The sequence below is a fragment of the Streptomyces sp. NPDC058864 genome (assembly GCF_042742985.1).
In the GTDB taxonomy this organism is placed as follows: domain Bacteria; phylum Actinomycetota; class Actinomycetes; order Streptomycetales; family Streptomycetaceae; genus Actinacidiphila.
Genome location: NZ_JBHYMQ010000023.1, coordinates 64439 through 88896 on the forward strand (window position 1 = coordinate 64439; position 24458 = coordinate 88896).

Here is a 24458-nt window from a genome sequence, read left to right on the forward strand (position 1 = left end):
CGGGTGTCAGTGCGGGACGACGGCGACGGGGCAGGCCGCGTGGTGCAGCACCGCGTGCGCCACGGGGCCGAGGTGCGGGCCCACGCCGCCGGGCCGGTTCCGGCACCGCCCGACGACCAGCAGCGAGGCCCCGGCCGCCGCGTCCACCAGGGGCTGCGCGGCGTTGCCCGCGGCGACCTCCTCCGTGATCTCCACGCCGGGCGTCTTCTCCCGCCACGGCAGCAGGGCGGCCTGCACCGCGTGCCGCTCCGCCGCGCAGATCTCCGCGCCGCACGTGGGGTCCATGGCCGCGGGGACGTAGCCGTAGGTCGGCGGGTACGACCACGCGTGGACGACCCTCAGCTGCGCCCCGCGCCGCCGTGCGTCCTCCACCGCGAAGGCGACCACCTCCTCGGCGCCCTTGCGCAGGCTGAAGCCGAGCACCACAGGCCGCGGGTCGCCCCCGGCCTCCTCCTCCTGGCCGGTGCGGACGACCACGACGGGGCCTTCCGCGCGGGCCAGCGTCATCTGCCCCACGGAACCGAGGAGGAAGCCGCTGACCCCGCTCAGTCCCTGGGAGCCGAGCGCCAGCAGTTCACTGCGTCCCGCCTCCGCGACCAGCAGCTCGGCGGGCGGGGCGTCGGCCACATCGGTCGTCACGGGCAGGTCCGGGTGGCGCTCGGCGAGCTCCTGTGCGGCGTCGCGCAGCAGCGCGTCGCCGTAGGGGTGTCCCCCGGCGTGCACCAGGCGCAGCTGCACCGATCGCCGCAGCGCCTCCCCCGCCGCCCAGTACATGGCGGCGCGGCTCTCCGGCGAGCCGTCCAGGCCCACGGTGACGGGTCGGGTCATCGGATGTGCCTCCCTCGCCTCGCCTCCACAGTAGGCGCCGCCGCCCCGCCCGGCGCCCCGGCGGTGCCGGACGGGGGCGGCCGTCACACGGGCCGCGCGCGGCCCTCCCAGTACGGGTCGCGGAGCCGGCGCTTGTAGAGCTTGCCGTTGGGGTCGCGGGGCATCTCGGCGACGAAGTCCACCGACCGCGGGCGCTTGTACCCCGCCAGTCGCTCCTCGCAGTGGGCCAGGAGGGAGGCGGCCAGTTCCGGCCCGGGTGCGTGGCCGGGGGCGGCCTCGACGACGGCCTTGACCTGCTCGCCCCAGTCGTCGTGCGGGACGCCGAAGGCGGCGGCGTCGGCGACCGCGGGGTGGCTGAGGAGGGCGGCCTCGATCTCGGCGGGGTAGACGTTGACCCCGCCGGAGATGATCATGTCGATCTTGCGGTCGCGGAGGTAGAGGTAGCCGTCCTCGTCCAGGTAGCCCAGGTCCCCGACGGTGAAGAAGTCGCCGATGCGGCTCGCCCGGGTCTTGGCCTCGTCCTTGTGGTAGCGGAAGCCGGGGGTGTTCATCTTGATGTAGACGGTGCCGAGTTCGCCGGGCGGCAGCCGGTTGCCGTCGTCGTCGTGGACGGCGATCTCGCTGATGGGCCACGCCCTGCCGACCGTGCCGGGCCTTTTCAGCCACTCGGCCGCGGAGGCGAAGGTGCCGCCGCCCTCGCTGGCCGCGTAGTACTCCTCGACGCACGGCCCCCACCACTCCAGCATGGCCCGCTTGATGTGCTCGGCACAGGGCGCGGCGCCGTGGATGGCGTGCCGCATCGAGGAGACGTCGTGGCGGCTCCTGACCTCCTCCGGGAGGGCCAGCAGCCGGTGGAACTGGGTGGGCACCATGTGGGTGTGCGTGCAGCGGTGGGCGTCGATCAGCCGCAGCATCTCCTCGGGCGTCCACTTGTCCATCAGGACGACCGGGTGGCCGATGTGCAGGGCGGCGCCGGCGAACTGCAGCACGGCCGTGTGGTAGAGCGGCGAGCAGACGAGGTGGACGTTCCCGTCGAAGGGACGGATGCCGAAGATGCCGAGGAATCCGCCGAGGTGGGTCTCCTCCGGGGGCCTGCCGGACAGGGCGCGCCGGATGCCGCGGGGGCGGCCGGTGGTGCCCGAGGTGTAGTTCATGACCCAGCCGGTGGTGCGCTCGTCCGGCGGGGTGCCGGGCATCCCGGCCGGCAGCTCCGCGTAGGGGCGGAAGCCCTCGATGCCCGTGGCGCCGACGGCGTAGCGGGCTTCGCCGGGCAGTCCCGCCTCGTCGGCGGCGGCGCGGGCCTGGTCGGCGAAGCGCTCGTGGGCGAGCAGCACCTTGGCGCCGGAGTCGGCGACGATCCAGGCGATCTCGGGCCCCACCAGGTGGTGGTTGACCGGGACGAGGTAGAACCCGGCCTGGAAGGCGGCGAGGTACGCCGTGAAGAACTCGGCGCCGTTCGGCAGCACGACCGCGAAGGCGTCACCGGTCCGCAGGCCGGCGGCGCGCAGGCCGTGGACGAGGCGGTTGCTCTCCTCGTGCAGCCGCCGGGCGCTCCACCGCTCCCCGTCGGGTGCGATGAGCACGATGCGTTCCGGGTCGGCGCCGGCCTGGGCCCAGAATCCGTTGGGGGCGCTCGCCGCGGTCGATGTCATGGGTGCCGCCTCCTCAGGTGCGTCCGGCGATGCGGTTCATGCGCTCCAGGGTCCGTTCGAAGCCTCGGGTCAGATCGTCGAAGACGGCCTGGACGCCGCGCACTTCGCGCATCTGGCCGACGATCTGGCCGACCGGCGTGCCGAGCAGCGGCTCCACCTCGTACTTCTGGATCCGGGTGATCGCGTCGGCGACCAGCAGGCCCTGCAGCGGCATGGGCAGCGTTCCGGGGCCGGCCGGGTCGTCCCAGGCGTCGGTCCACTCGGTGCGCAGCTGGCGGGCCGGTTTGCCGGTCAGGGCACGCGAGCGGACGGTGTCGCCGGAGTCCGCCGCGAGGAGCTTGCGGACCAGGGCGGAGGAGGGGAGTTCGGCCTCCGTGGTGGTCAGCCACACCGAGCCGAGCCACACGCCCTGGGCGCCCAGCGCCAGCCCGGCGGCGACCTGTTCGCCGGTGCCGATGCCCCCGGCGGCGAGGACGGGCAGCGGGTCGACGGCTCGGACGACCTCGGGAACGAGCACCATGCCGCCGATCTCGCCGGTGTGCCCGCCGGCCTCGTAGCCCTGCGCGACGACGATGTCGATCCCCGCCTCCTGGTGGTGGCGGGCGTGCCGGGCGCTGCCGGCGAGGGCGGCCACGGGGACGCCCCGCTCGTGGGCGCGCTGCACGACGTCCGCGGGCGGGGAGCCCAGCGCGTTGGCGAGCAGGCCGATCGGGAACTCGAAGGCGACGTCGAGCTGCGAGCGGGCCACCTGCTCCATCCAGCCCGTGATGCGCCAGCCCGTGGGATCGCCCGGCTCCAGCTCGGGCACCCCGTACTTGGCCAGCACCTCGCGGACGTAGTCCCGGTGCCCCTCGGGGATCATCGCCTCGACGTCCGCCTCGGTGACGCCCTCGACCTTCTTGGCCGGCATCACGACGTCCAGCCCGTACGGCCGGCCGTCCGCGTGGGCCTCCATCCACTCCAGGCTCCGGGCCAGCTCGTCGGGCGCGGTGTAGCGCACCGCGCCGAGGACGCCCATGCCCCCGGCCCGGCTGATCGCGGCCGCGACGGCGGGGAACGGCGTGAAGCCGAAGATGGCGTGCTCGATGCCCAGCCTCTTGCTCAGCTCCGTCTCCATGGGGGCAGGATGCCCGAGCGGACCGGCCGGGGGAAGAGATTTTCTGATGCAGCGTCAGATTTTAGGCGGTTGCGTCTCACGGCCGCCGTCACGCAGGTCCCGTACGAGGACGTACCCGGGGCCCGCGGGCTCCGCGGCGAGGGCCGCATCCTGCCCGAACCAGTCCGCGTCCAGGACGAATTCCCACCGGGTCCCGCTCCCGCGGGCGCGGCGAACTCCCGCGGCGCCGGGCAGGGCCGGATCCCGCGCAGTTCCTGCCGGAAGCCGCGGCCGCCGCACCACACCTCCGCCACCGTGCGCGTGCTCAGCGCCGCGGCGGCCGCCGGGCAGCACCACTCGGGACCGAGCAGGGCCCGAAGCAGCCTGCGGCGGGCTCCTGTCGCCCCTCCCAGGTGTGCGGCTCGCCGAAGGTCACCGTGAAGGCGAGGTCACCGGTGATCTCGACGAGCGCGCTCAGGGAATGCGCCGGGGCGACCGCCGTCGGCGGACAGCACGGCGGTCGGCAGCCGGGGATCACCATGCCCGTACCGGAAGTACATCCCCGGCCGCGTGCGCACCCCGGCGTCGAACTCCGGGAGAGATGTGCGCCGTGTCGTACGGGTTCCCGGTCATGGCCGCAGGCTGCCCGCGGGGCCGCCCCCGCCCCGGGTCAGGCGTCGGACCGGCCGAAGTAGTGACCCCCCGCCAAGTCCATGAGCAGGGCCGGGTGCTCCGGGCGCCATCCCAGGAGTTCCCTGGTGCGCGTGCTCGACGTCGGGTTGTCGAGCGTCACGAAGCCGGACAGGAAACCGAAGTGCTCCTGCGCCGCCTCGCGCGGCACGCTCTTCACCGGGACGTCCAGGCCGCCGCCGATCGCCTCGGCGATCTCCCGGAAGGGGATGCCCTCGTCGGCGGCCCCGTGCAGTCGCGAGCCCGCCGGTGCCGCTTCCAGCGCCAGCCGGAACAGACGCGCCGCGTCAAGGGTGTGGACGGCGGGCCAGCGGGTGGCGCCGTCCTCCACGTACGCCGAGACGCCCTTGTCGCGCGCGAAGCCGATCAACCGCGGGACGAACCCGTGCCGGTCGGTGGGGCCGTGCACGGACGGGGCGAGCCGGACCACCGAGGAGCGGACCCCGCGCGCGGCGAGCGCGACCGCCGCGTTCTCCGCCTCGCCCCGCGGCACCGGGGGCGAGGCGGGGGCCATCACGTCGTCCTCCGTCCCGAGGCGTCCCGGTGCGGCAAGCGCGAGCATCAGCGTGCCGGAGGTGATCACGAAGGGGCGGCCGGACCCCTCCAGCGCCTCCCCCATCGCCTCGACGGCCCGCAGGTCGGTGGCGACCGCGCCCGCGTAGTCGGAGAAGTCGTGGCCGAAGGCCAGGTGGATGACGCCGTCGGCCTCCGCGGCGCCGCGGCGCAGAGCGTCGAGGTCCTCCAGGCTGCCGAGGTGCGCCGCGGCGCCCGCGGCCCTCAGGGCGGCGGCGGAACGGTCCGAGCGGGCGAGGCCGACGACCTCGTGCCCGGCCCCGAGGAGTTCGGTGACGACGGCGGTCCCGATGTGCCCGGTGGCGCCGGTGACGAATACACGCATGCTGCGATCCTTCGATGAGGTGATGTGGTGCCGCCCCTCGCGCGGTGCCGGCGGCGCGGTCCGGGGCGTTCTCCATCGTGCGGGCGGGGAGCTGCCGCGGTCCAAGGCCCGTTCTGCACGGCGCAATGCGTTCCGGGCATCACCGCAGGTGGTAAGGGCTGGGGCGGGCTAGGCTGGGAGCATGTCCGAGTCCTCTTCCGCGTCACCGGACCTCGACCTGCGGCTCGTGCGCTACTTCACCGCCGTGGCCGAGCACCGGCACTTCGGCCGGGCCGCCGAGGCGCTGCACGTCACGCAGCCGTCCCTGAGCCGGCAGATCCGGCGCCTGGAGCAGCAGCTCGGCGCGCGCCTGCTGGACCGCACCCCGCGCGGCACCGTCCTCACCAGGGCCGGTGAGGTCTTCCTGCCCCGTGCCAGGGCGCTGCTGCGCTCGGCCGCGAGCGCGGCGGCCGAGACCCGTGCCGCCGCCCGGCCCAGCCGGATCACCGTGGGCTACACCGCCGGCCTCATCGTCACCCCCGCGGTGCGGGAGCTGCGCCACCGCCACCCGGACGCCGACGTGCGCACCCAGCACGTGCCCTGGAACGGGGCGAGCGCGGCGCTGCTGGACCACCGGGTGGACGCGCTGGTGACCCGGCTGCCGTTCCCCACCGCCGGGCTCCACGTGACGGTGCTGTACGACGAACCCCGGGTGCTGGTGGTGCCGCTGGACCACCACCTGGCGGGCAGGGAGTCCGTCACCCTGGACGACATCGCCGGCGAACCCCTGCCCCGGGTGCGGGAGTCCGACCCGTCGTGGAGTGCGTTCTGGCGCATCGATCCCCGGCCCGACGGCAGCCCGGCACCGGACGGTCCCCTCATCGACGCCGTCGAGGACAAGTTCGAGGTGGTCGCCGCCGGGCAGGCCGTGGCCATCTCGGCGGGCGTCCGCGGCGGCCTGCGACCCGACCTCACCGCGATCCCCCTCGAGGGCGTCGAGCCCAGCCACGTCGTGCTGGCGACCCGCGACGGCGACGGCAACCGACTCGTGGCGGCGTTCCGCAAGGCGGCCCGGGCACGGCTGACCGGCCGTCCCTGAACCGGTCAGTCGCGCAGTCCCAGTTGCTCACGGCAGCGGGCCCGGTCCTCGGCGCTGGCCACCGTGTCGGGGTGCTCCGGGCCGAGGACGCGCCCGCGGGCCTCCGCCACGGCCTCGTGGAGGGCCAGGGCCTCGCGCCAGTCGCCCAGCCAACCGAGGGCGACGGCGATCTCACGGCGGCTGACGAGGGTGTCCGGGTGGTCCGCGCCGAGCACGCGGGTACGGACCGCCGCGACGTCGCGTGCCTCGGCGAGGGCGTCCCGCCAGCGGCCCAGGCGCCCGAGGTTGACCCCGAGGCCGTGCCGGGCCCGGAGGGTGTCGGGGTGAGCGGGGCCCGAGACGCGGGTGCGCAGGGCGACGAGGTCGGTGTAGAGCTCGTGCGCCTCGGCGCCGAGGCCCATCCGTCCCAGGCAGATGCCCAGTTCGTGCCGGGTGGCGAGGGTGTCCGGGTGGTCGGCGCCCAGCAGGCCCGCCCGGATCGCGGCCACGTGGGCGTAGGTGGAACGTGCCTCCCGCCAGCGGCCGAGCAGCCCGAGCAGATGGCCGACCTCGCAGCGGGTGGTGAGCGTGTCGGGGTGGGCGGGGCCCAGGACGCGGGTGCGGGAGTCCGCGACCTGGGCTGCCGAGGTGTACGCCTCCTGCGTACGGCCGAGCCGCCCGAGCGTGACGGCGAGGTTGTGCCGGCAGTGGAGGGTGTCGGGGTGGTCGCCGCCCTGCCGCTGTTCCCGGGCGGCGAGGACCGCGGCGTACCCCTGGCGGGCCTCCTCGTGACGGCCCAGGCGCCCGAGGGCGTAGGCGGCCTCCTGGCGGGCGGCGAGCGTGCCGGGGTGGTCGGCGCCCAGTGTCCGCGCCCGGGCCGCCGCCACCTCCTCGTACCCGCGCAGCGCCTCGGCGTGGCGGCCGCCGCGGCTGAGGCACAGGGCGAGTTCGTAGCGGCTGGTGAGCGTGTCGGGATGGGTGGCGCCGAGCAGCCGCTCGCGCTCCTCGGCCACGGCGCGGTGCGACCGTTCGGCCTCGGACCAGCGGCCCAGCCGGGCGAGTCCGACGGCCGCGGTGTGCCGGCTCGCCAGGGCCCCCGTGCCGTGCACGCTGGGCGCCCCCGACTGCAGTTCCAGACGGCGCGCCCAGGACGGCAGCCCGGGTCCGGGGCGAGTGCCGCCGGGGCCGCCGGGGCTGCCGTCGCGGAGCGTCTTGAGCCGGCCGGCCACGTCGGCGGCGCTCTGCGGGCGGTCCTCCGGGCTCTTGGCGAGCAGGTCGAGGACGAGCTGCTCCAGTTCGCCCGGCAGGTCGGGGCGGTGCTCGCGGGGCGGCCGGGGCGGGGTGTCGCGGTGGCCGACCAGGACGGCCCAGGTGTCGTCCATGTCGAAGGGCGGGGCGCCGGTGGCGATCTCGTAGAGCACGCACCCAAGCGAGTAGAGGTCGCTGCGGTGGTCGATCCCGTCCTCGCCGCCGATCTGCTCCGGGGACATGTAGTGCGGGGTGCCCATGGCGACCCCGGTGCCCGTCAGCCGCGAGGTGAAGCCGATGTCGTGGCCGAGGCGCGCTATGCCGAAGTCGCAGATCTTGACGTCCCCGTCGGCGAGCCGCATGACGTTCGCCGGCTTCAGGTCGCGGTGCACGATGCCCCGCGCGTGGGTGTACGCGAGGGCCGCCGCGATCTGTGCGGCGATGTCGGTGACGTCGGGCAGGGGCAGCGGGCGGCCCTCGTTGTCGCCGAGCAGCTGCCGCAGGTTGCGGCCGTCGAGCAGTTCCATGACGAGGAAGAGCACGCCCTCGCTCTCGCCGAAGTCGTGGACGACGGTGATGCCGCGGTGCTGGAGCGCCGCCGCGACCCGCGCCTCCCTGCGGAACCGTTCCCGCAGCACCCGGTGGACGGACGGGTCGAGCGAAGGGCTGGTCGGCTTCAGGCACTTGACCGCGACCTCCCGGCCCAGCGACTCGTCCAGCGCCTTCCAGACCTCGCCCATGCCGCCGCGCCCGATCCGCTCCCGCAGCCGGTAGCGCTCGCGCAGCAGTTTTCCCCCGTCGTACTGACCCGCCGTCATGGTGTACGCCGCCCCCGGTCGTCCGCCTCTCCCCGCACCCAGTATGACCGCGGGGGGCGCACTTGGGGACCCGCCGTTACCCCTGGGAACGCGCCTGTTCGCGCAGCCGGTGGGCGGACGGGTGGGTGCCGGGGCCGAGACGTCCGACCGCCCTGAGGATGTGGCCGGGGGGCAGTTGCCACCGCACGAAGGAGGGGATCGTGCGCAGCAGCACGCCCGCGCCGCGCAGCCGCCGCCCGGTGACGGGGACGGCAGGGGCGGGCCGCCCGTACAGCTCGTGGGCGAAGGGCGGCAGCGCGGCGTAGGCCAGCGCGGTGGCCCGGCCCCACACGGCGAACCGCAGGGGCAGCAGCGCCCGGGGCACGGGCGGCCCCTGCAGGAAGTCGTGGACCTCCATGGCCTCGGGGGTGGCGGCCAGCTCGGGCCGCACCTTCTCGAAGTACGCGGCGAGCGACTCGGTGTCGTCGGGGACCTGCGCCGGGTCAAGGCCCACCAGCCGTGCGGCCTCCCGCTGTTCGGCGACGTAGGCGTCGGCCTGCGCGTCGGAGAGGGGGAAGCCGGAGCGCCGCGCGACCTCCAGGTAGGAGTCGATCTCCGCGCAGTGCACCCACAGCAGCAGTGCGGGATCGTCGACGGGGAAGCGCTCGCCGTCGTCCGGGTCGGTCGCGGACAGCCTGCGGTGGATGCCGCGCACCTTTGCCCCGGCCCGCTCGGCCTCCAATGTGGTGCCGTAGGTGATCGTGCCGACGAAGTCCGCGGTGCGCAGCAGGCGGCCCCAGGCGTCCCGGCGGAAGTCCGAGTTCTGCGTGACGCCGCGCACTGCGCGCGGGTGCAGCGCCTGCAGGTACAGCGCCCGTACGCCGGCGATCCACATCATGGGGTCGCCGTGCATCTGCCAGGTGACCGAGGCGGGCCCGAAGAGCCCGGGGTCGGCGTCGCGCATCGCGGCCTCCTGTCGCCGTGCGGCCACGGCCGGTCCCGCCCGTGACCGGGTCGGCGACGGACGGCCTGGTGCCCGCAGCGCCGAGCATAGGGCCGCGCGGGGCGCCGGGTCTGCCCCGCGCGGTCTCCCGCGCCGCCGCGTCAGCGGGCGGGCGCGGCGTCACGCGGCGGGTGGGAGCGCCGTCGCTCGATCAGCGCCAGGCTGACCGCGCCCAGGACCATCAGGGCCGCACCCGTCACGATCTGGTTGAGCGGCGCGAGACCCGCGCCCGGGTTGTCGAAGTAGCCGAAGACGAACGGCGAGGCGACCAGGCAGGCACCGCACACGATGGTGATGACGTCGCTGCCGGGCCCCCGGGTCCGGGCGACCCGCGCGATCGCGTTGAGCAGGACGATGGTCGAGAAGACGAGGTCGACGATGCGCACGTTGTTGCCGATGGGCGTGTCGGGATACGCCAGCGCCCAGCCGGCGGCGAACAGCCATCCGCCGATCAGCAGCAGGGGCGCCGTGAACAGCGAGTCTCGGATGTCGGCCGGCGGGGTCTGGGTGTGGCCCGCGGTCTGGATCCGGGTGCCGGGACGCTGAGTCAGGGACATGGTGCCCTCCCGCGGTGGGAGCCGCGTCGCCCGGAACGGGGCGTACGCCCCGCGGCGCCTGTCGGCGGGAACGCGCCCGCGCCCGCATCCGCTCCGGGCGACGGGCCGGAGTGTGGACCTCTCCCATTTTAGGTGGGTCGAGTGGAACGTCCTGTTCGGCGGCCTTCCGGAGGCGGGTACGGCTCAGGCCCAGATCGCCTGGGCCACGGCCGCACCCGTGAAGGCCGCCCCGATCCCGGCGACCACGCCGGCGACGACGTTCGCGACGGCGAAGAACCGCGCCCCGGTCTCGGCCAGCCGCAGGGTCTCGTACGAGAAGGTCGAGTAGGTGGTGAGCGCCCCGCAGAAGCCCGTGCCGACCAGCAGTTGCACCGAGTGCGAGGCCGCGCCGTAGGTGACGGCGCCGGCCAGCAGGCCCAGGACGAGGCAGCCGACGACGTTGACCGTGAACGTGCCCCACGGGAACACCGAGTCGTGCCGGCCCTGGACGGCACGGTCCGTGAGGTAGCGCAGCGGCGCCCCGACCACGGCCCCGGCGATGACGAGCAACCAGTTCACCCGTGGTTCCCCCGTCCCACGTAGCGGATGACCTCGACCTCGTCGAGGGTGACCAGCCCTTCGGTGACCAGTTCGTCGAGCTGCGGCAGGAACGCGCGGATGCGCTCCTCGTGGTCGACGATGACGACGGCCACCGGAAGGTTGTCGGTCAGCGAGAGCAGCCGGGTGGTGTGGATCAGTGAGGAGGCACCGAAGCCCTCGACCCCGTGGAAGACGCTGGCCCCGGCCAGCCCTGCGTCGTGGGCGCGGCGGGTGATCTCGGAGCACAGCGGCTTGTGGTGCCAGGTGTCGTTGTCGCCGATCAGGACCGTCAGCCGCAGCGCGGTGCCGTGCAGCCGTGTCATGTCTGCCTCCATCCGATCAGACGGCGGGCCGTGTGCGCCGCGCCCCACACCGCGGCAAGCGCGATCAGCGGCGTGGCGGCGAGGTAGGCCAGCCCCTCCCCGGCGTGACCGCCCTCGACCAGGCCGTGGATGTCGACGGCGTACGTGGAGAAGGTGGTGAAGCCCCCGAGTACGCCGGTGCCGAAGAACGGGCGGACGAGCCGGTGCGCGGACCACACTTCGGTGATGACCACCATGAACACGCCGATCACGGCGCAGCCGAGCGCGTTGACGCCGAGGGTGGTCCACGGGAAGGCGCCCGGCGCGGTGGGCCACAGCAGGCCCGCGCCGTAGCGTGCGCAGGCCCCCAGCGCTCCGCCGACCGCGACCACGGCGACGACGGGCGCCTGCTCCCGCATCCGCGCGGATCGCGGCAGGGGAGGCCGGGGCTCGGCGTCAGGGGAGGCTGGCTCGGTCATCGCGGGGAGGGGGACTGGTGAGGTCATGGTTCTCCTACTCGTGAGGCACCCTGCGCAGGGCGCGTTCCGTCACAAGTAGGGACCGTTGGCGGCATCCTCACCGCGGTTCGGGTACGGCGGGCCCCACCGCCGCGCGGCGGTCACGAGGGACCACCGCCGCTTTCAGCATACTCCGGAGTTCCGGGCCCGTGATCCGTTCCGGGGTGCCACCCTGGGGCTTTCGGACCGGGCGAGGGGATGCGGCGATAATGACCGGCGGGGACGTGGTGGAGATCCTGGACCTGCTGCGGAGGGCCGGAACCGAGGTCTGGGCCGGCGGGGGCTGGGGGATCGACGCCCTGCTGGGAAGGCAGACCCGCGACCACCGGGACCTGGACCTCATGCACCGCCGGGAGCAGGAGGAGGCCGTCGTCGCGGCGCTGGCCGCGGTTGGTTTCGCCGAGTCGCTGGACAGGCGGCCCGTGCGTTTCGTCGTCACCGACGCCCGGGGCCGCGAGATCGATCTGCACCCCCTGGTGTTCGCCGCCGACGGGAGCGCGGAACAGGCCTCGCCGGAGCCGGGGCGCCCGTTCGTCTACCCGGCCGCGTGCTTCGTCACCGGGGAGGTCGAGGGGACCGTCGTCCCGTGCCTGTCGGCCGAGCAGCAGGTGTACTTCCACCAGGGGTACGAGCCGGCCGACCGGGACCGCCACGACATGCTCCGGCTGCGCGAGGCCTTCGGGATCGCCACCCACTTCTGATCAGCCGGTGAGGGGCGTCAGGAAGATCCACACGTGTCCGAAGGGGTCCCGGAGCATCGACTGGCGCGCGCCGTAGGGCATGTCGGCCGGGGCCGTGAGGAGTTCGGCGCCGGCGGCCACGGCGCGGTCGGTCAGGGCGTCGACGTCCGGCACGTAGACGTGCAGGACGACGGAGGGCCCGGCAGCGGGCGGGGACGGAGCATCGGCGTCACCGAGCATGAGGGTGGAGCCGTGGATCGTGATCTCGGCGTGCACGATCCGGCCGTCGTCGCCTTCGAGCCGGAAGGACTCCTTCGCTCCGAACGCGGCGGCGTAGAACGTGATCGCCTCCGCGGCCCCGTCGACCAACGCGTGCGGGATGACGGCGTACTTGTACTGCTCGGGGATCTCCATGCGCGGCACGTTAGGCCCGCGCCGAGGGGCCGGGCATCGAGCGGAGGTCCGGTCGTGCATTGGGCCGGTGGACGTAGGACCGGCGTGGGCCGCCCGTTCACCTGCGCACGCGCGGCATGCCCAGCCCGATCCAGGAGATGATCTCCCGCTGGATCTCGTTGTTGCCGCCGCCGAAGGTGAAGATGACGGCGCTGCGGTAGCCGCGCTCCAGCTCGCCGTGGAGGACGGCGCCCGCGGAGCCCTCCTTCATGGGGCCGACGGCGGCGGTGATCTCCATCAGCCAGGCGTACGCGTCGCGGCGGGCCTCGGAGCCGTAGACCTTGACGGCGGAGGCGTCGTGCGGGGTGAGGGTGCCGCGCTGGAGGGCGTCGACCATCTGCCAGTTGAGCAGCTTCATGGCGTCGAGCCGGACGTGGACGCGGGCGAGGCGGCCGCGGACCCAGGCGAGGTCGATGACGCGGCGGCCGTCGGCCAGTTTGGTGTCGGCGGCCCAGCGGCGCACGTCGTGGAAGGCGCGGATCGCCATCGTGCCGTGGGCGGCGAGGGTGACGCGTTCGTGGTTGAGCTGGGTGGTGATCAGCCGCCAGCCCTGGTTCTCCTCGCCGACGCGGCGGTCGACGGGGACGCGGATGTCCTCGTAGTAACTCGCGGTGGTGTCGTGGGAGGCGAGGGTGTTGATGATCGTGCAGGAGTAGCCGGGTGCGCTGGTCGGCACCAGCAGGATCGAGATGCCCTTGTGGGGCGGGGCGCCCGGGTCGGTGCGGACGGCGAGCCAGACCCAGTCGGCGGTGTCGCCGTTGGTGGTCCAGATCTTCTGGCCGTTGACCGTGTAGTGGCCGGTGGCCCCGTCGCCCTCGCGTACGGCGCGGGTGCGCAGCGCGGCCAGGTCGGTGCCGGCGTCGGGCTCGGAGTAGCCGATGGCGAAGTCGGTCTCGCCGGAGAGGATGCGCGGCAGGAAGTACGCCTTCTGCTCCTCGGTGCCGAACTGCATGATCGTGGGGCCGACGGTGTTGAGCGCCATGAGCGGCAGCGGGACGCCCGCCTGCGCGGCCTCGTCGAAGAAGATGAACTGTTCCATCGGGGTCATGCCGCGGCCGCCGTACTCCTCGGGCCACCCCACGCCGAGCCAGCCGTCGCGGCCGAGCCGGCGGACGGTGTCGCGGTAGAAGCGCTTGGCGGCGGCCCGGTCGAAGTGGCGGGCGTAGGCGTTGTCGGGCACCAGTCCGGCGAAGTACGACCTGAGTTCGGCGCGCAGCCGTTGCTGCTGCGGTGTGTGGTCCAGGTGCACGGCCCCTCCCGAGGTCCGGTCGCGTCCCTGAGCGACGACGGCGCAAGAGTAGAACGCGTTGCAGAAATCCGGAAGGGCCGTGACCGGCTTCAGCGTTGGGGGACGAAGCGCACGGGCAGCCCCGGGACCGCCTGCGCGGCCGCGGCCAGGCCGCGCTCGGGGACGACGCCGACCACCGGGTAGCCGCCGGTGGTGGGCGAGTCGGCGAGGAAGACCACCGGCCTTCCGTCGGGCGGCACTTGGACGGCGCCCACGACCATGCCCTCGCTCGGCAGTTCCCGGTGGACCGCCCGCTCCAGCACGGGCCCCGTGGTGCGCAGCGCGATGCGGTTGCTGCGGTCCGACACGTGGAAGCGGCCGGCCGCGAGGGTGCGGATCGCGGCGGCCGTGAACCAGTCGTCGCGCGGCCCGAGGCGCAACGGCAGCACGAGCTCCCGCGGCGGACCGGCGTGCGGGGCCAGGTCGGCGTGGACGGGGAGCCCGGGCCTCGGGCCCAGCGGCAGCACGTCACCGTCCCCGAGCGGCGCGGGCCCCAGCCCGGAGAGCAGGTCGGTGGAGCGGCTGCCGAGCACCGCCGGCACGGCCACGCCGCCGCCGACCGCGAGGTAACTGCGCACGCCCCGCGTGGCGGGCCCCACCTCGAGGACGGCCCCGGCCGGCAGCCGCACGGCGGTGCCCCAGGGAGCGGGGCGGCCGTCGAGCAGGACCGGTGCCGGGGCGCCGGTGACCGCGACGACGGCCGGGCGGACGACCCGCACGGCCACCCCGGTCAGCGTGGTCTCGAGGGTCGCGGCTCCGTCGGCGTTGCCCACCAGGCGGTTGGCCAGCCGGTGCGCCGGCCGGTCCAGCGCCCCGGAGCGGGCGACGCCGAGGGCGGCGTGACCGTACCGACCGAGGTCCTGGACGGTGGTCAGCGCCCCGGCCCTGACGATCCGCAGTTCGCCCCCGCTCACGCTCCCGCCCCCTCGGGCGCGGGGACGAAGCGCACGCGGGTGCCGGGCGCGAGCAGCGCGGCCGGATCGCGTTCCAGGTCCCACAGGCGGACGGAGGTGGTCCCGATCAGCTGCCAGCCGCCCGGTGAACTCCTCGGGTAGATACCGGTGTAGGCACCCGCGAGGGCCACCGAGCCGGCGGGCACCGAGGTGCGCGGCTCGGCCCGCCGCGGCACGCCGTACCGTTCGCCGAGCCCGGTCATGTAGGCGAAGCCGGGGGCGAACCCGCAGAAGGCGACGCGGTGTTCGGCGCCGCTGTGCACCCGGGCGACGTCCTCCTCCGCCACCCCCCACCGCTCCGCCACCACCGCCAGGTCGGGCCCGTCGTAACGGACGGGGATCTCCACGAGCGGCCCGCCGTCCGCCGCCCGGGCCGTGACGGACCAGCCGCGCAACTCGGCGCGCAGCGCTTCCGCGTCCGGCACCCCGTGGAGCAGCACGGTCCGCTCGCCGGGGACGATCTCGCGCACCGGCCCGAGGCCGCCCTCGCCGCGGCGGCGCAGGAGTTCGGCATGCCAGGACCGTGCCTCCTCGGCGGTGGGCAGGTCGATCAGGAGGGCGTCCTCCCCGACCGTGAGGACCCTCATGTGAACGCCTCCAGCCGCACGCCCGCGTCCTCGAGCGCGGCCCGCACCCGCAGGGCCGTGGCCACCGCGTCCGGGGAGTCGCCGTGCAGGCACAGCGACCGCGCCCGTACGGTCACCCGTTCACCGGTCAGAGCGGTGGTGACACCGTCGCGGGCGAGGGCGACCGCCTGCCGGGAGACCTCGTGGGGATCGGCGATGAGCGCGCCCGAGGTACCCCGCGGGACGAGCGTTCCGGCGGCGGTGTAGGCGCGGTCGGCGAAGGCCTCCCCCACCACGCCGAGCCCCGCCCGCCGGGCCGCGCGCTCCATGGCCGAGCCGGGCAGGCAGAGCACCGGCAGGGCCGGGTCGGCCCGCAGGGTGCCCGCGGCGACGGCGGCGGCCTGCTCGTCGTCGACGACGACCTTGTTGTAGAGGGCCCCGTGCGGTTTCACGTACGCCACCTGGGCCCCGGCGGCGCGGGCGAAGACCTCCAGCGCGCCGATCTGGTAGGTGATCTCGTCGGCCAGTTCGTCCGCGGGCACCTCCATCGCGCGCCGGCCGAACCCCGCCAGGTCGCGGTAGGCGACCTGGGCGCCGATGCGCACCCCGCGCGCGGCCGCGGTGTCGCAGACCCTGCGCATGATGCCGGGGTCGCCCGCGTGGAAGCCGCAGGCGACGTTGGCGCTGGTGACCACGGACAGCAGGGCGTCGTCGTCGGTGAGGACCCACCGTCCGTAGCCCTCACCCAGGTCCGCGTTGAGGTCGATCACGAGGTCTGTCATCGGTGCGGCGAACTCCTCGGGAAGGATCGCGTCCTGTCGGGCGACGCGAGCTGCGGTGTCCGGCGGGCCGGGGCCACGGGTTCCCGGCATCCGATCACCGTAGATTCTTGTTGAACAATCCGACAAGAGTCCCGTTGTCATCCCCTCCGCGCTCGGATTGACTGGGCCCGCGCCGCGGGCCCGCGGCCCGGCACGGAGCGAGAGGGGCGGGGACGATGGCAGCCGAGGTGGATCCGGCGGTCCTCGCGGAAGACCGCGCGCTGCTGGCGCGCGCCAGCACCGCCGACCGGGTCGCCGCGGTGCTGCGCACCCGGATCTCAGAGGGCCACCTGCCGCCGGGGGGCAAGCTCGCCGAGGACGTCGTCGCGGGGGCGCTCGGGGTGTCCCGCAACACCCTCCGGGAGGCGTTCCGGCTGCTGACGCACGAGAAACTGCTGGTGCACGAGTTGAACCGCGGGGTCTTCGTCCGGGTGCTGACGGCCGCGGACGTCGCCGACATCTACCGGGTGCGGCGCCTGGTCGAGTGCTCCGTGATCCGCGGGCTCGGGGCCCCGCCGTACGCGCTGTCCGGGGCCGCGGAGGCCGTGGCGGAGGGCGAGCGGGCCGCCGCCCGGAAGCGGTGGGGGGCGCTCGGCACGGCCGACATCCACTTCCACCAGGCGCTGGTGGACCTGGCGGGCAGCGCCCGGCTGACCGGGCTCATGACGGGTGTGCTCGCCGAACTCCGCCTCGCCTTCCACGCGATGGACGACCCCCGGGAGTTCCACGAGCCCTATCTGGGCGGCAACCGGGAGATCCTCCGCGCCCTGGAGGCGGCCGACCCGCCGAGGGCGGAGCTGCTGCTGACCTCCTACCTCGACCGGGCCGAGACACAGCTCGTGCGTCGGTACGCGCCGCCCGTCCCGGACGGGATCGGGCCCGGGCAGGCCTGTGCACGGTGCACATGAGACTCGTGCGTCATCGGGACTGCCCATGGCCCGGCGGATTTGTAGGCTGATGTGACAGCGCAGCACCGCCAGACCCAGCCTTTGGACGGAGCCGTTCCATGAAGATGCTGATCAATGTCCCGGAAACCGTGGTGGCCGACGCGCTGAGGGGGTTCGCGGCAGCGCATCCCGAGCTGACCGTCGATGTGGAGAACCGCGTGGTCGTGCGCCGGGACGCGCCGGTCGCGGGGAAGGTCGCGCTGCTCTCCGGGGGCGGGTCGGGGCACGAGCCACTGCACGGGGGGTTCGTGGGACCCGGGATGCTCGACGCGGCGTGCCCGGGCGAGGTGTTCACCTCCCCCGTGCCGGACCAGATGGTGCGGGCGGCCGCGGCGGTGGACAGCGGGGCCGGGGTGCTGTTCATCGTGAAGAACTACACCGGTGACGTGCTGAACTTCGACATGGCCGCCGAGCTGGCCGAGGACGAGGGGATCATGGTCGGCAAGGTCCTGGTCAACGACGACGTCGCCGTGACCGACAGCCTCTTCACGGCGGGGCGGCGCGGCACCGGCGCCACGCTCTTCGTGGAGAAGATCGCGGGCGCGCTGGCCGAGGAGGGGGCGCCGCTGGAGCGCGTCCAGGCGGCCGCGCGGCGTGTCAACGAGCTCTCGCGGAGCTTCGGCGTCGCACTGACCGCGGTCAGCACACCGGCCAAGGGCGCGCCGACCTTCGACCTGCCGGCGGGGGAACTGGAGCTGGGCATCGGCATCCACGGGGAGCCGGGCCGGGAACGGCGGGCGATGATGACCTCGGGCGAGATCGCGGAGGTCGCCGTCGACGCCGTCCTGGACGACTTCCGTCCGGACGGTCCGGTGCTGCTGCTGGTCAACGGCATGGGCGGGACACCGCTGCTGGAGCTGTACGGGTTCAACGCCGAGGTGCACCGCGTGCTCGGGGCGCGCGGCGTGACGGTGGCCCGCACACTGGTCGGCAACTACGTGACGTCGCTGGACATGGCGGGCGCGTCGGTGTCCCTGTGCCAGGTGGACGAGGAACTGCTGCGGCTGTGGGACGCGCCGGTGAGCACGCCGGCCCTGCGCTGGGGCGCCTGAGCGAGATCAAGGAGAGCGGGAGAGATGAGCGAGGCATCGTCCACCGGAGCGGGCCAGGTGATCGACACGGCTTTCCTCCGCCGCTGGTTCACCGCCGCGGCCTCGGTGATCGAGCGTGAGGCGGACCGGCTGACGGAGCTGGACTCCCCCATCGGGGACGCCGACCACGGCGCGAACATGCGGCGCGGCTTCATCGCGGCGCGCACCGCGGTGGAGAAGGAACCGCCGGACACCCCTGGCGGCGTGCTGGTGCTGGTCGGGCGGCAGCTGATCAGTACGGTCGGCGGGGCCTCGGGCCCGTTGTACGGGACGCTCCTGCGCAAGACGGGCAAGGCCCTGGGCCAGGCCCCGCGGGTGGCGCCCGAGCAGTTCGCGCAGGCACTGCGGGAAGGGGTCGACGGCGTGGCCCAGCTGGGCGGCGCGGCACAGGGCGACAAGACGATGCTGGACGCCCTGGTCCCGGCCGTGGAGGCGCTGTCCTTCGCCCTCGACAAGGGCGCCGGGCTCGCGGAGGCGCTGTCGGCGGCCGCGATCGCCGCCGACGAGGGCGCGCTGGCGACCGTGCCGATGCAGGCCCGCAAGGGGCGCGCGAGCTACCTCGGGGAACGCAGCATCGGGCACCAGGATCCCGGGGCGGCTTCCTCGGCGCTCCTGGTCGGAACCCTGGCCGGCGCCGCTCGGGAGGACGCCGCGTGACGGTCGCACTGGTGCTGGTGTCGCACAGCGCCCAGGTCGCCGAGACGGTCGCCCGAATGGCGACCGGTCTGAGCGGTGGCGGAGTCAAGGTGCCGGTGGCCGCCGCGGGCGGCGCGCCGGACGGCGGGCTGGGCACGGACGCCGGGAAGATCGTCGCCGCCGCGCGCTCGGTCGACGAGGGCGACGGTGTCGCCGTCCTCGCCGACCTGGGCAGCGCCGTCCTGACGGTGAAGACGCTGCTCGCCGACGAGGACGAGCTGCCGCCCGGCACCCGGCTGCTCGACGCGCCGTTCGTCGAGGGCGCGGTGGCCGCCGTGGTCACCGCGTCGGCGGGCGGTGACCTGGACGCCGTGGCCGCGGCGGCTCAGGACGCGTACACGTACCGCAAGACCTGAGCGGCGCCGCGGCCGCAGGCGGGGGTCAGCTCCGGCGGGCGCCGGTGCCGTAACGGCGCTCGAAGCGCTCGACGCGTCCGGCGGTGTCCATGACGCGGGCGTTGCCGGTGTAGAACGGGTGGCTGGCGGAGGAGATCTCCACGTCGACCACGGGGTAGCTGTTCCCGTCCGTCCAGACGACGGTCTTCTCGCTGGTCATCGTGGAGCGGGTGAGGAAGGCGTGGTCCGCGCTGCGGTCGCGGAAGACGACCGGGCGGTAGGCGGGGTGGATCGTGTGCTGCACGGTGTGCTCCAGTCTGCGGAAGGTACGGGAACGGCGGCCTTCGCCCGGTGTCAGCGCTCCTCGCGGAACGGCACGTGGCGGCCGACGGCCGGGTCGTACTTGCTCAGGACCATCCGGTCCGGGTCGTTGCGCCGGTTCTTGCGGGTCACGTAGGCCGTGCCGGTGCCGGCGGTCGACCGGAGGGTGATCACCGGGCGCTGCTCACTGCGTGCCATGCGGGGGTCCTCCCAGGGTCCACAATGGTTTTCATTTTCTCGGACGTGCGGTTCAACACGGGGGCCGTCGCGTCCATTCCCGGCGGTGCCCGCCCGGTGCGGCGAAGATGGAGTGGAGGTGTCCCGCACCGGCGACAGGAGGGCTGGCACCCATGGCCCGCGGCCCGCACGAGCACACCGGGGCGCCCCCGCTCGCACTGCCCCGCGGGGCGATCTGCTTCCTGGTGCTGGCCTACCTGCTGATCGCCGGCTGCGTGGTCCTGGACCTGACCAGCGGCCCGAGTACGACCCTCGCCCCCGTGCTCGCGGCGCTCCCGGTGCTCGCCGGTGCGCACTCGCGCCGCGCCCGCGGCCCTCTGGCGGCCGGGGCGCTGGCGATCGGCCTGGTCTTCGCGCTCGCGGCGGCGAACCACGGGGTGCCGGCGCTGGTCCACGTGACCTCCGCGATCACCGTGCTCGCGGTGACCTTCACCAGCACCGGTGCCGTCGTCCTGATCACCGGTCGGGAGCGGGAGCTGGCCCGGGTGCGCGGGGTCGCCGAGGCGGCGCAGAGCGCCCTGCTGCGTCCGCCACCGCCCCGGATCGGCCCGCTGCGCGTCGCGGTGCGCTACGTGGCGGCGGAGGCGGAGGCCCGCATCGGCGGGGACCTGTACGAGGTGATGCGGACCGACCACGGGGTGCGGGTGCTGCTCGGTGACGTACGCGGCAAGGGGCTGGCCGCCGTGGAGACCGCCGCCGACGTCCTCGGCGTCTTCCGGGACGCCGCCCGCTCGGAACCGGGCCTGGACGCGGTCGCCACCCGGCTGGACGCCGCGCTCACCCGCAGCGGCGGCAGCGAGGACTTCGTCACCGCCGTACTCCTGACCGTCCCCGAGGACGACGACGCCGCCGTGCTGGTCAACTGCGGCCATCCCACGCCCCTGCTGCGACGACACGGCACCGTGACCGAGCTGGCGCCCGAGGCTCCGTCGCCGCCGCTCGGGCTCCTCGCCCTGACCGGCGGCCGCTACCGCCCCCAGACGGTCCCCTTCCACCTCGGCGACCTGCTGCTGTTCTGCACCGACGGCGTGATCGAGGCCCGCGACCGCCGGGGCCGCTTCTACCCGCTGGCCGAGCGGGTGCGGGAGATGCCCGAGCAGGACCCGGACGACCTGCTCGACCGGGTGCTGGCCGATCTGCGGTCGTGGACCGGCGGCGGCCTCGGCGACGACGCGGCGCTGCTGGCGCTGCGCCGTACGCGGTGAGGGATCACGCAATCATGGCGCTGGACGGGGTGATGCGCGCGATCGCCCGGGGCGACACGCAGGCCCTCGCAGATCTGTACGACCGCCGTTCCGGATGGCTGCACGCCCGGCTCACGCGGCGCTGCCCGGACCCGGAGACCGTCCGGGAGGTGCTGCAGGACACCTTCATGGCGGCCTGGCGCTCGGCGGGCACCCACCGCGGCGGGACCGCGGGCGGCTGGCTGTGGGTGATCGCCGCCGGGGCGGGTCGGACCACCGGCCCCGCGATGACCTTCGGCTACGTCGCCGCCAACGGCATCGCCGACCACTGACCCCGGCGGCCGGTCAGGACCGCCCCATCCCCTCGACCTCGGCGACCGCCTCGCCGAGCCACTGCGCCCAGAAGGTCTCCAGCTCGATGCCCGCGCGCAGCACCAGGTGCCTCAACCGGTCCTCGTCGGCGCCGCGCCCCGGCGGGAAGTCGCGCCGCTCGATCTCTGTGTACTCGCCCAACTGGCGCTCGTGCAGCTCAAGATGGCGGCGCAGTTCGGCCGCGAGCCCGTCGGTCCCGACGACCGCGGCCGCGCGCAGCCGCAGCAGCAGCGGATCGCGGATGGGCTTGGGGTCCTCGGTCGTGGCCACCCAGGCGGTGAGCTCGGCGCGGCCCGCGGGCAGCACCTCGTACTCCTTGCGCTGCCCGCGGGCGGGCTGCGCCGCGGCGAGCGCCCGGATCAGGCCCGCCTCCTCCAGCCGGCCCAGCTCGCGGTAGATCTGCTGGTGCGTCGCGGACCAGAAGTAGCGGATGGAGCGGTCGAAGCGGCGTGCCAGCTCGAGCCCCGACGACGGCTTCTCCAGCAGGGCGGTGAGGATGGCGTGCGGCAGCGACATGCCCGCATCCTACGGACGGGCCGGGGTCACGGGGTCGGGGTCACGGGGTCGAGGTCACAGCGCCGCGGCCAGTTCCGTGCCCTGGCGGACGGCCCGCTTGGCGTCCAGTTCCGCCGCGACGTCGGCGCCGCCGATCAGGTGGACGGAGTGCCCGGCCGCACGCAGCTCCTCGTACAGGTCGCGGCGCGGCTCCTGGCCGGCGCACAGGACGACGGTGTCGACGGGGAGGGTGCGCCGCTCGCCGTCCACGGTGATGTGCAGGCCCTCGTCGTCGATGCGCTCGTAGACGGCGCCCGCGACCATGGTGACGCCGCGCTGCTTCAGCTCCGTGCGGTGGATCCAGCCGGTGGTCCTGCCCAGCCCCGCGCCGACCTTGGTGGTCTTGCGCTGCAGCAGGTGCACCGTGCGCGGCGGCTTCGGCCGCTCGGGCACCCGCAGCCCGCCGGGGCCGCGGTACTCGGTGTCGACGCCCCACTGGCGGAAGTACGTCTCCGGGTCCCGGCTCGCGCCCTCGCCGCCGTCGGTGAGGAACTCGGCGACGTCGAAGCCGATGCCGCCCGCGCCGACGACGGCGACGCGCCGACCGACCGGGGCGCCGTCGCGCAGCACGTCCAGGTAGCTCAGCACGCTGGGGTGGTCGACCCCGGGGATCTCGGGGGTGCGCGGGGTGACGCCGGTGGCCAGGACGATCTCGTCGAAGCCCAGGCCCGCCAGGGACTCCACCGTGACGTGGGTGTCCAGGCGCAGTTCCACGTCCTCCTCGGCGAGCCGGGTGCGGAAGTAGCGCAGCGTCTCGTCGAACTCCTCCTTGCCCGGCACCTTGCGCGCGACGTTCAGCTGCCCGCCGATCCGGTCCGCGGCGTCGAAGAGGGTGACGGCGTGCCCGCGTTCGGCCGCGGAGACGGCGCAGGCGAGTCCCGCGGGCCCGGCGCCGACGACGGCGACGCGCTTGCGCAGCCGGGTGGGGAGCAGGACGAGCTCGGTCTCGTGGCAGGCCCGGGGGTTGACCAGGCAGGAGGTGATCTTGCCGCTGAAGGTGTGGTCCAGGCACGCCTGGTTGCAGCCGATGCAGGTGTTGATGGCGTCCGCGCGGTCCTCGCGGGCCTTCGCGACGAAGTCCGGGTCGGCGAGCATCGGGCGGGCCATCGACACCATGTCGGCGGCACCTTCGGCGAGCAACCGCTCGGCCACCTCCGGGGTGTTGATCCGGTTGCTGGTGACCAGCGGCACCGAGACCGCGCCCATCAGCTTCTTCGTCACCCAGGTGTACGCGCCCCGCGGGACCGAGGTCGCGATGGTCGGGATGCGCGCCTCGTGCCAGCCGATGCCGGTGTTGATGATGGTCGCGCCGGCCGCCTCGATCTCCTTGGCGAGGGAGACGACCTCCTCCAGGGTGGAGCCGCCGGGCACCAGGTCCAGCATGGACAGCCGGTAGACGATGACGAAGTCCGGGCCGACCCGTTCGCGGGTGCGGCGGACGATCTCCAGGGGGAAGCGCGTCCGGTTCTCGTAGGAGCCGCCCCAGCGGTCGTCGCGGTGGTTGGTGGCGGAGGCGATGAACTCGTTGATCAGATAGCCCTCGGAGCCCATGATCTCGACCCCGTCGTAACCCGCCGACTGCGCGAGGGCTGCCGCCCGCACGAAGTCCTCGACGGTGCGCTCGACCTCCTCGTCGGTGAGGGCGTGCGGGACGTAGGGGCTGATCGGTGCCTGCAGCGCGCTCGGCGCGACCAGGTCGGGGTGGTACGCGTACCGGCCGAAGTGCAGGATCTGCATGGCGATGCGGCCGCCTTCGCGGTGCACGGCGTCGGTGACGACGGCGTGCTGCGCCGCCTCGGCCTCGGTGGTCATCCGGGCCCCGCCCGGGTAGGGGCGGCCCCGGTCGTTGGGGGCGATGCCGCCCGTCACGATGAGGCCGACCCCGCCGCGGGCCCGGGCGGCGTAGAACGCGGCCATCCGCTCGAAGCCCCGCTCGGCCTCCTCCAGTCCGATGTGCATGGAGCCCATGAGCACCCGGTTCGGCAGCGTCGTGAAACCGAGGTCGAGCGGGCTCAGCAGGTGCGGGTACGGGCTCATCGCGGGGTCTCCTCGGGCGGCGGCGCGCGGTGTCGTCGCGACTTTTGTAGACCACCCGGAGCCGATTGTGCAACCAGTTGCAAAAGTGTTCCGCACTACTCCGCCGGACGGCTCCACCGCGGATCCCGGCCGGTGCCCGCCAGCAGCGCCTCAAAGGCGGACGCCTCGGGGGGTGCGGGAACGGGCTCGCCGAAGACCCCCATCTTCCTGGCGGTCGGCCCCATCGCGGCCACCAGTTCCTCCAGCGCCCGCAGCCCCTCGACATCCGGCGTGTACGGCAGCCCGGTGGCGCGGGCGAGGTCCCAGGGGTGCACCGTCAGGTCGAGCAGCGCCATGGCGCCGACGGTACGCGCGGGCAGGTTCATCGACCCCGCCACCCCCTCGTCGGCGCCGGGCGCCGCCCAGGCGTCGACGAGCAGCTGCGTCTCCTTCTCGAAACGCGCCCGCCAGCCGTCGCCGTGAGCGGAGAGACGGTCCGGGGTGACCGTGAAGTCGGCCTCCTCCCGGGCCGCGAGGGCCTGGAAGCCGACGACCACGTGGAAGAGGTGGTTGAGCAGGCTCCGCACGTCGTACTCGGCGCACGGCGTCGGCGCGTCCAAGGCGTCGTCCGGCAGCGCCCGCACCAGGGGCAGCGCCCGGTCGCGGGCCGCGGCGAGCAGTTCACTGGTCCTCGTCGTCATGGCACCGACGCTAGGCC

At 74.4% G+C, this 24458-nt stretch carries 27 protein-coding genes and 1 pseudogene; 8 read left to right on the forward strand and 20 right to left on the reverse strand.

Annotated elements, in window-relative coordinates; genetic code table 11:
• Positions 1 to 6: 6 nt before the first annotated feature.
• The 4 genes from ACFW3D_RS19510 to ACFW3D_RS19525 form a co-directional block, all read right to left on the reverse strand.
• Positions 7 to 828 carry a universal stress protein gene (locus ACFW3D_RS19510; protein ID WP_500505434.1) on the reverse strand — a complete coding sequence of 274 codons (822 nt, stop codon included), beginning with the start codon at positions 826 to 828 and terminating at the stop codon, positions 7 to 9.
• A gap of 83 nt (positions 829 to 911) precedes the next feature.
• The gene (locus tag ACFW3D_RS19515) at positions 912 to 2480 is read right to left on the reverse strand and encodes an acyl-CoA synthetase (protein ID WP_500505435.1); all 1569 of its coding nucleotides are present in this window, start codon (positions 2478 to 2480) and stop codon (positions 912 to 914) included.
• Between the two features lie 13 nt (positions 2481 to 2493).
• The gene (locus ACFW3D_RS19520) at positions 2494 to 3597 is read right to left on the reverse strand and encodes an NAD(P)H-dependent flavin oxidoreductase (RefSeq protein ID WP_500505436.1); all 1104 of its coding nucleotides are present in this window, start codon (positions 3595 to 3597) and stop codon (positions 2494 to 2496) included.
• A 649-nt stretch (positions 3598 to 4246) separates the two neighbouring features.
• Positions 4247 to 5164, reverse strand: a complete 918-nt coding sequence (locus ACFW3D_RS19525; protein WP_500505437.1) for an SDR family oxidoreductase — start codon at positions 5162 to 5164, stop codon at positions 4247 to 4249.
• Between the two features lie 181 nt (positions 5165 to 5345).
• On the opposite strand from ACFW3D_RS19525, the gene ACFW3D_RS19530 reads away from it, so the two are divergent.
• Positions 5346 to 6242 carry a LysR family transcriptional regulator gene (locus ACFW3D_RS19530; RefSeq protein WP_500505438.1) on the forward strand — a complete coding sequence of 299 codons (897 nt, stop codon included), beginning with the start codon at positions 5346 to 5348 and terminating at the stop codon, positions 6240 to 6242.
• A gap of 5 nt (positions 6243 to 6247) precedes the next feature.
• On the opposite strand, the gene ACFW3D_RS19535 is transcribed toward ACFW3D_RS19530, so the two are convergent.
• From ACFW3D_RS19535 to ACFW3D_RS19560, 6 genes are all read right to left on the reverse strand, one after another.
• Positions 6248 to 8287, reverse strand: coding sequence for a serine/threonine-protein kinase (locus tag ACFW3D_RS19535; RefSeq protein ID WP_500505439.1), 2040 nt, complete (start codon positions 8285 to 8287; stop codon positions 6248 to 6250).
• 76 nt (positions 8288 to 8363) lie between these two features.
• Positions 8364 to 9230 (reverse strand): oxygenase MpaB family protein, encoded by an 867-nt coding sequence (locus tag ACFW3D_RS19540; protein WP_500505440.1) that lies wholly within the window; start codon positions 9228 to 9230, stop codon positions 8364 to 8366.
• A gap of 140 nt (positions 9231 to 9370) precedes the next feature.
• The gene (locus ACFW3D_RS19545) at positions 9371 to 9826 is read right to left on the reverse strand and encodes an SPW repeat domain-containing protein (RefSeq protein WP_500505442.1); all 456 of its coding nucleotides are present in this window, start codon (positions 9824 to 9826) and stop codon (positions 9371 to 9373) included.
• Positions 9827 to 10009: 183 nt separating this feature from the next.
• Positions 10010 to 10384, reverse strand: a complete 375-nt coding sequence (gene crcB, locus ACFW3D_RS19550; RefSeq protein WP_500505443.1) for a fluoride efflux transporter CrcB — start codon at positions 10382 to 10384, stop codon at positions 10010 to 10012.
• Positions 10381 to 10728, reverse strand: a complete 348-nt coding sequence (locus tag ACFW3D_RS19555; protein ID WP_500505444.1) for a DUF190 domain-containing protein — start codon at positions 10726 to 10728, stop codon at positions 10381 to 10383. The genes crcB and ACFW3D_RS19555 overlap by 4 nt, the downstream gene beginning before the upstream one ends.
• On the reverse strand, positions 10725 to 11186 hold the full coding sequence (locus tag ACFW3D_RS19560) for a fluoride efflux transporter FluC (protein WP_500505445.1): 462 nt from the start codon (positions 11184 to 11186) through the stop codon (positions 10725 to 10727). Before ACFW3D_RS19560 ends, ACFW3D_RS19555 begins: the two co-directional genes overlap by 4 nt.
• 248 nt (positions 11187 to 11434) lie before the next feature.
• Here ACFW3D_RS19560 and ACFW3D_RS19565 point away from each other — a divergent pair, with 248 nt between their 5' ends.
• A complete protein-coding gene (locus tag ACFW3D_RS19565; RefSeq protein ID WP_500505446.1) occupies positions 11435 to 11926 on the forward strand; it encodes a nucleotidyltransferase domain-containing protein in 492 nt (163 codons plus the stop codon).
• Here ACFW3D_RS19565 and ACFW3D_RS19570 read toward each other — a convergent pair whose 3' ends face one another.
• From ACFW3D_RS19570 to ACFW3D_RS19590, 5 genes are all read right to left on the reverse strand, one after another.
• Positions 11927 to 12328: a VOC family protein gene (locus ACFW3D_RS19570; protein WP_500505448.1), complete on the reverse strand. Its 402-nt coding sequence runs from the start codon at positions 12326 to 12328 to the stop codon at positions 11927 to 11929.
• Between the two features lie 88 nt (positions 12329 to 12416).
• The gene (locus ACFW3D_RS19575) at positions 12417 to 13607 is read right to left on the reverse strand and encodes an acyl-CoA dehydrogenase family protein (protein ID WP_500505449.1); all 1191 of its coding nucleotides are present in this window, start codon (positions 13605 to 13607) and stop codon (positions 12417 to 12419) included.
• Positions 13608 to 13696: 89 nt separating this feature from the next.
• A complete protein-coding gene (locus ACFW3D_RS19580) occupies positions 13697 to 14560 on the reverse strand; it encodes a 5-oxoprolinase subunit C family protein (RefSeq protein WP_500505450.1) in 864 nt (287 codons plus the stop codon).
• On the reverse strand, positions 14557 to 15186 hold the full coding sequence (locus ACFW3D_RS19585) for a 5-oxoprolinase subunit B family protein (protein ID WP_500505451.1): 630 nt from the start codon (positions 15184 to 15186) through the stop codon (positions 14557 to 14559). Before ACFW3D_RS19585 ends, ACFW3D_RS19580 begins: the two co-directional genes overlap by 4 nt.
• The gene (locus tag ACFW3D_RS19590) at positions 15183 to 15947 is read right to left on the reverse strand and encodes a LamB/YcsF family protein (RefSeq protein ID WP_500505452.1); all 765 of its coding nucleotides are present in this window, start codon (positions 15945 to 15947) and stop codon (positions 15183 to 15185) included. Before ACFW3D_RS19590 ends, ACFW3D_RS19585 begins: the two co-directional genes overlap by 4 nt.
• 215 nt (positions 15948 to 16162) lie before the next feature.
• Here ACFW3D_RS19590 and ACFW3D_RS19595 point away from each other — a divergent pair, with 215 nt between their 5' ends.
• The 4 genes from ACFW3D_RS19595 to ACFW3D_RS19610 all read left to right on the forward strand — a co-directional run bounded on the left by ACFW3D_RS19595 (position 16163) and on the right by ACFW3D_RS19610 (position 19076).
• Positions 16163 to 16894, forward strand: coding sequence for a GntR family transcriptional regulator (locus ACFW3D_RS19595; RefSeq protein ID WP_500505453.1), 732 nt, complete (start codon positions 16163 to 16165; stop codon positions 16892 to 16894).
• A 98-nt stretch (positions 16895 to 16992) separates the two neighbouring features.
• Positions 16993 to 17985, forward strand: coding sequence for a dihydroxyacetone kinase subunit DhaK (gene dhaK / locus ACFW3D_RS19600; protein ID WP_500505454.1), 993 nt, complete (start codon positions 16993 to 16995; stop codon positions 17983 to 17985).
• A gap of 24 nt (positions 17986 to 18009) precedes the next feature.
• Positions 18010 to 18681 (forward strand): dihydroxyacetone kinase subunit DhaL, encoded by a 672-nt coding sequence (gene dhaL / locus ACFW3D_RS19605; RefSeq protein ID WP_500505455.1) that lies wholly within the window; start codon positions 18010 to 18012, stop codon positions 18679 to 18681.
• A complete protein-coding gene (locus ACFW3D_RS19610; protein WP_500505456.1) occupies positions 18678 to 19076 on the forward strand; it encodes a PTS-dependent dihydroxyacetone kinase phosphotransferase subunit DhaM in 399 nt (132 codons plus the stop codon). Before dhaL ends, ACFW3D_RS19610 begins: the two co-directional genes overlap by 4 nt.
• 25 nt (positions 19077 to 19101) lie before the next feature.
• Here ACFW3D_RS19610 and ACFW3D_RS19615 read toward each other — a convergent pair whose 3' ends face one another.
• Positions 19102 to 19359: a type B 50S ribosomal protein L31 gene (locus ACFW3D_RS19615; RefSeq protein WP_500505457.1), complete on the reverse strand. Its 258-nt coding sequence runs from the start codon at positions 19357 to 19359 to the stop codon at positions 19102 to 19104.
• 50 nt (positions 19360 to 19409) lie between these two features.
• Positions 19410 to 19574 (reverse strand): 50S ribosomal protein L33, encoded by a 165-nt coding sequence (gene rpmG / locus ACFW3D_RS19620; RefSeq protein ID WP_018561168.1) that lies wholly within the window; start codon positions 19572 to 19574, stop codon positions 19410 to 19412.
• A gap of 152 nt (positions 19575 to 19726) precedes the next feature.
• Between rpmG and ACFW3D_RS19625 the strand changes: the two genes are divergently transcribed.
• Positions 19727 to 20818 (forward strand): PP2C family protein-serine/threonine phosphatase, encoded by a 1092-nt coding sequence (locus tag ACFW3D_RS19625; protein WP_500505458.1) that lies wholly within the window; start codon positions 19727 to 19729, stop codon positions 20816 to 20818.
• A gap of 14 nt (positions 20819 to 20832) precedes the next feature.
• Positions 20833 to 21057: pseudogene (locus ACFW3D_RS19630) on the forward strand (RNA polymerase sigma factor); the annotation flags it as partial.
• Between the two features lie 85 nt (positions 21058 to 21142).
• Here ACFW3D_RS19630 and ACFW3D_RS19635 read toward each other — a convergent pair.
• From ACFW3D_RS19635 to ACFW3D_RS19645, 3 genes are all read right to left on the reverse strand, one after another.
• The gene (locus ACFW3D_RS19635; RefSeq protein ID WP_500505459.1) at positions 21143 to 21685 is read right to left on the reverse strand and encodes a PadR family transcriptional regulator; all 543 of its coding nucleotides are present in this window, start codon (positions 21683 to 21685) and stop codon (positions 21143 to 21145) included.
• Positions 21686 to 21739: 54 nt separating this feature from the next.
• Complete coding sequence (locus tag ACFW3D_RS19640; protein WP_500505460.1) at positions 21740 to 23761, reverse strand: FAD-dependent oxidoreductase; 2022 nt, start codon at positions 23759 to 23761, stop codon at positions 21740 to 21742.
• A gap of 95 nt (positions 23762 to 23856) precedes the next feature.
• The gene (locus tag ACFW3D_RS19645) at positions 23857 to 24441 is read right to left on the reverse strand and encodes a TIGR03086 family metal-binding protein (protein ID WP_500505461.1); all 585 of its coding nucleotides are present in this window, start codon (positions 24439 to 24441) and stop codon (positions 23857 to 23859) included.
• Between the last annotated feature and the right edge of the window lie 17 nt (positions 24442 to 24458).

What these genes read in the sequence shown, in the direction of transcription:
- ACFW3D_RS19510 (WP_500505434.1), bottom strand. Translation starts at nt 828, where the DNA reads ATGACCCGACCCGTCACCGTGGGCCTGGACGGCTCGCCGGAGAGCCGC.
- ACFW3D_RS19515 (WP_500505435.1), bottom strand. Translation starts at nt 2,480, where the DNA reads ATGACATCGACCGCGGCGAGCGCCCCCAACGGATTCTGGGCCCAGGCC.
- ACFW3D_RS19520 (WP_500505436.1), bottom strand. Translation starts at nt 3,597, where the DNA reads ATGGAGACGGAGCTGAGCAAGAGGCTGGGCATCGAGCACGCCATCTTC.
- ACFW3D_RS19525 (WP_500505437.1), bottom strand. Translation starts at nt 5,164, where the DNA reads ATGCGTGTATTCGTCACCGGCGCCACCGGGCACATCGGGACCGCCGTC.
- ACFW3D_RS19530 (WP_500505438.1), top strand. Translation starts at nt 5,346, where the DNA reads ATGTCCGAGTCCTCTTCCGCGTCACCGGACCTCGACCTGCGGCTCGTG.
- ACFW3D_RS19535 (WP_500505439.1), bottom strand. Translation starts at nt 8,287, where the DNA reads ATGACGGCGGGTCAGTACGACGGGGGAAAACTGCTGCGCGAGCGCTAC.
- ACFW3D_RS19540 (WP_500505440.1), bottom strand. Translation starts at nt 9,230, where the DNA reads ATGCGCGACGCCGACCCCGGGCTCTTCGGGCCCGCCTCGGTCACCTGG.
- ACFW3D_RS19545 (WP_500505442.1), bottom strand. Translation starts at nt 9,826, where the DNA reads ATGTCCCTGACTCAGCGTCCCGGCACCCGGATCCAGACCGCGGGCCAC.
- ACFW3D_RS19555 (WP_500505444.1), bottom strand. Translation starts at nt 10,728, where the DNA reads ATGACACGGCTGCACGGCACCGCGCTGCGGCTGACGGTCCTGATCGGC.
- ACFW3D_RS19560 (WP_500505445.1), bottom strand. Translation starts at nt 11,186, where the DNA reads ATGACCGAGCCAGCCTCCCCTGACGCCGAGCCCCGGCCTCCCCTGCCG.
- ACFW3D_RS19565 (WP_500505446.1), top strand. Translation starts at nt 11,435, where the DNA reads ATGACCGGCGGGGACGTGGTGGAGATCCTGGACCTGCTGCGGAGGGCC.
- ACFW3D_RS19585 (WP_500505451.1), bottom strand. Translation starts at nt 15,186, where the DNA reads ATGAGGGTCCTCACGGTCGGGGAGGACGCCCTCCTGATCGACCTGCCC.
- ACFW3D_RS19590 (WP_500505452.1), bottom strand. Translation starts at nt 15,947, where the DNA reads ATGACAGACCTCGTGATCGACCTCAACGCGGACCTGGGTGAGGGCTAC.
- ACFW3D_RS19595 (WP_500505453.1), top strand. Translation starts at nt 16,163, where the DNA reads ATGGCAGCCGAGGTGGATCCGGCGGTCCTCGCGGAAGACCGCGCGCTG.
- dhaK (WP_500505454.1), top strand. Translation starts at nt 16,993, where the DNA reads ATGAAGATGCTGATCAATGTCCCGGAAACCGTGGTGGCCGACGCGCTG.
- dhaL (WP_500505455.1), top strand. Translation starts at nt 18,010, where the DNA reads ATGAGCGAGGCATCGTCCACCGGAGCGGGCCAGGTGATCGACACGGCT.
- rpmG (WP_018561168.1), bottom strand. Translation starts at nt 19,574, where the DNA reads ATGGCACGCAGTGAGCAGCGCCCGGTGATCACCCTCCGGTCGACCGCC.
- ACFW3D_RS19625 (WP_500505458.1), top strand. Translation starts at nt 19,727, where the DNA reads ATGGCCCGCGGCCCGCACGAGCACACCGGGGCGCCCCCGCTCGCACTG.
- ACFW3D_RS19635 (WP_500505459.1), bottom strand. Translation starts at nt 21,685, where the DNA reads ATGTCGCTGCCGCACGCCATCCTCACCGCCCTGCTGGAGAAGCCGTCG.
- ACFW3D_RS19640 (WP_500505460.1), bottom strand. Translation starts at nt 23,761, where the DNA reads ATGAGCCCGTACCCGCACCTGCTGAGCCCGCTCGACCTCGGTTTCACG.
- ACFW3D_RS19645 (WP_500505461.1), bottom strand. Translation starts at nt 24,441, where the DNA reads ATGACGACGAGGACCAGTGAACTGCTCGCCGCGGCCCGCGACCGGGCG.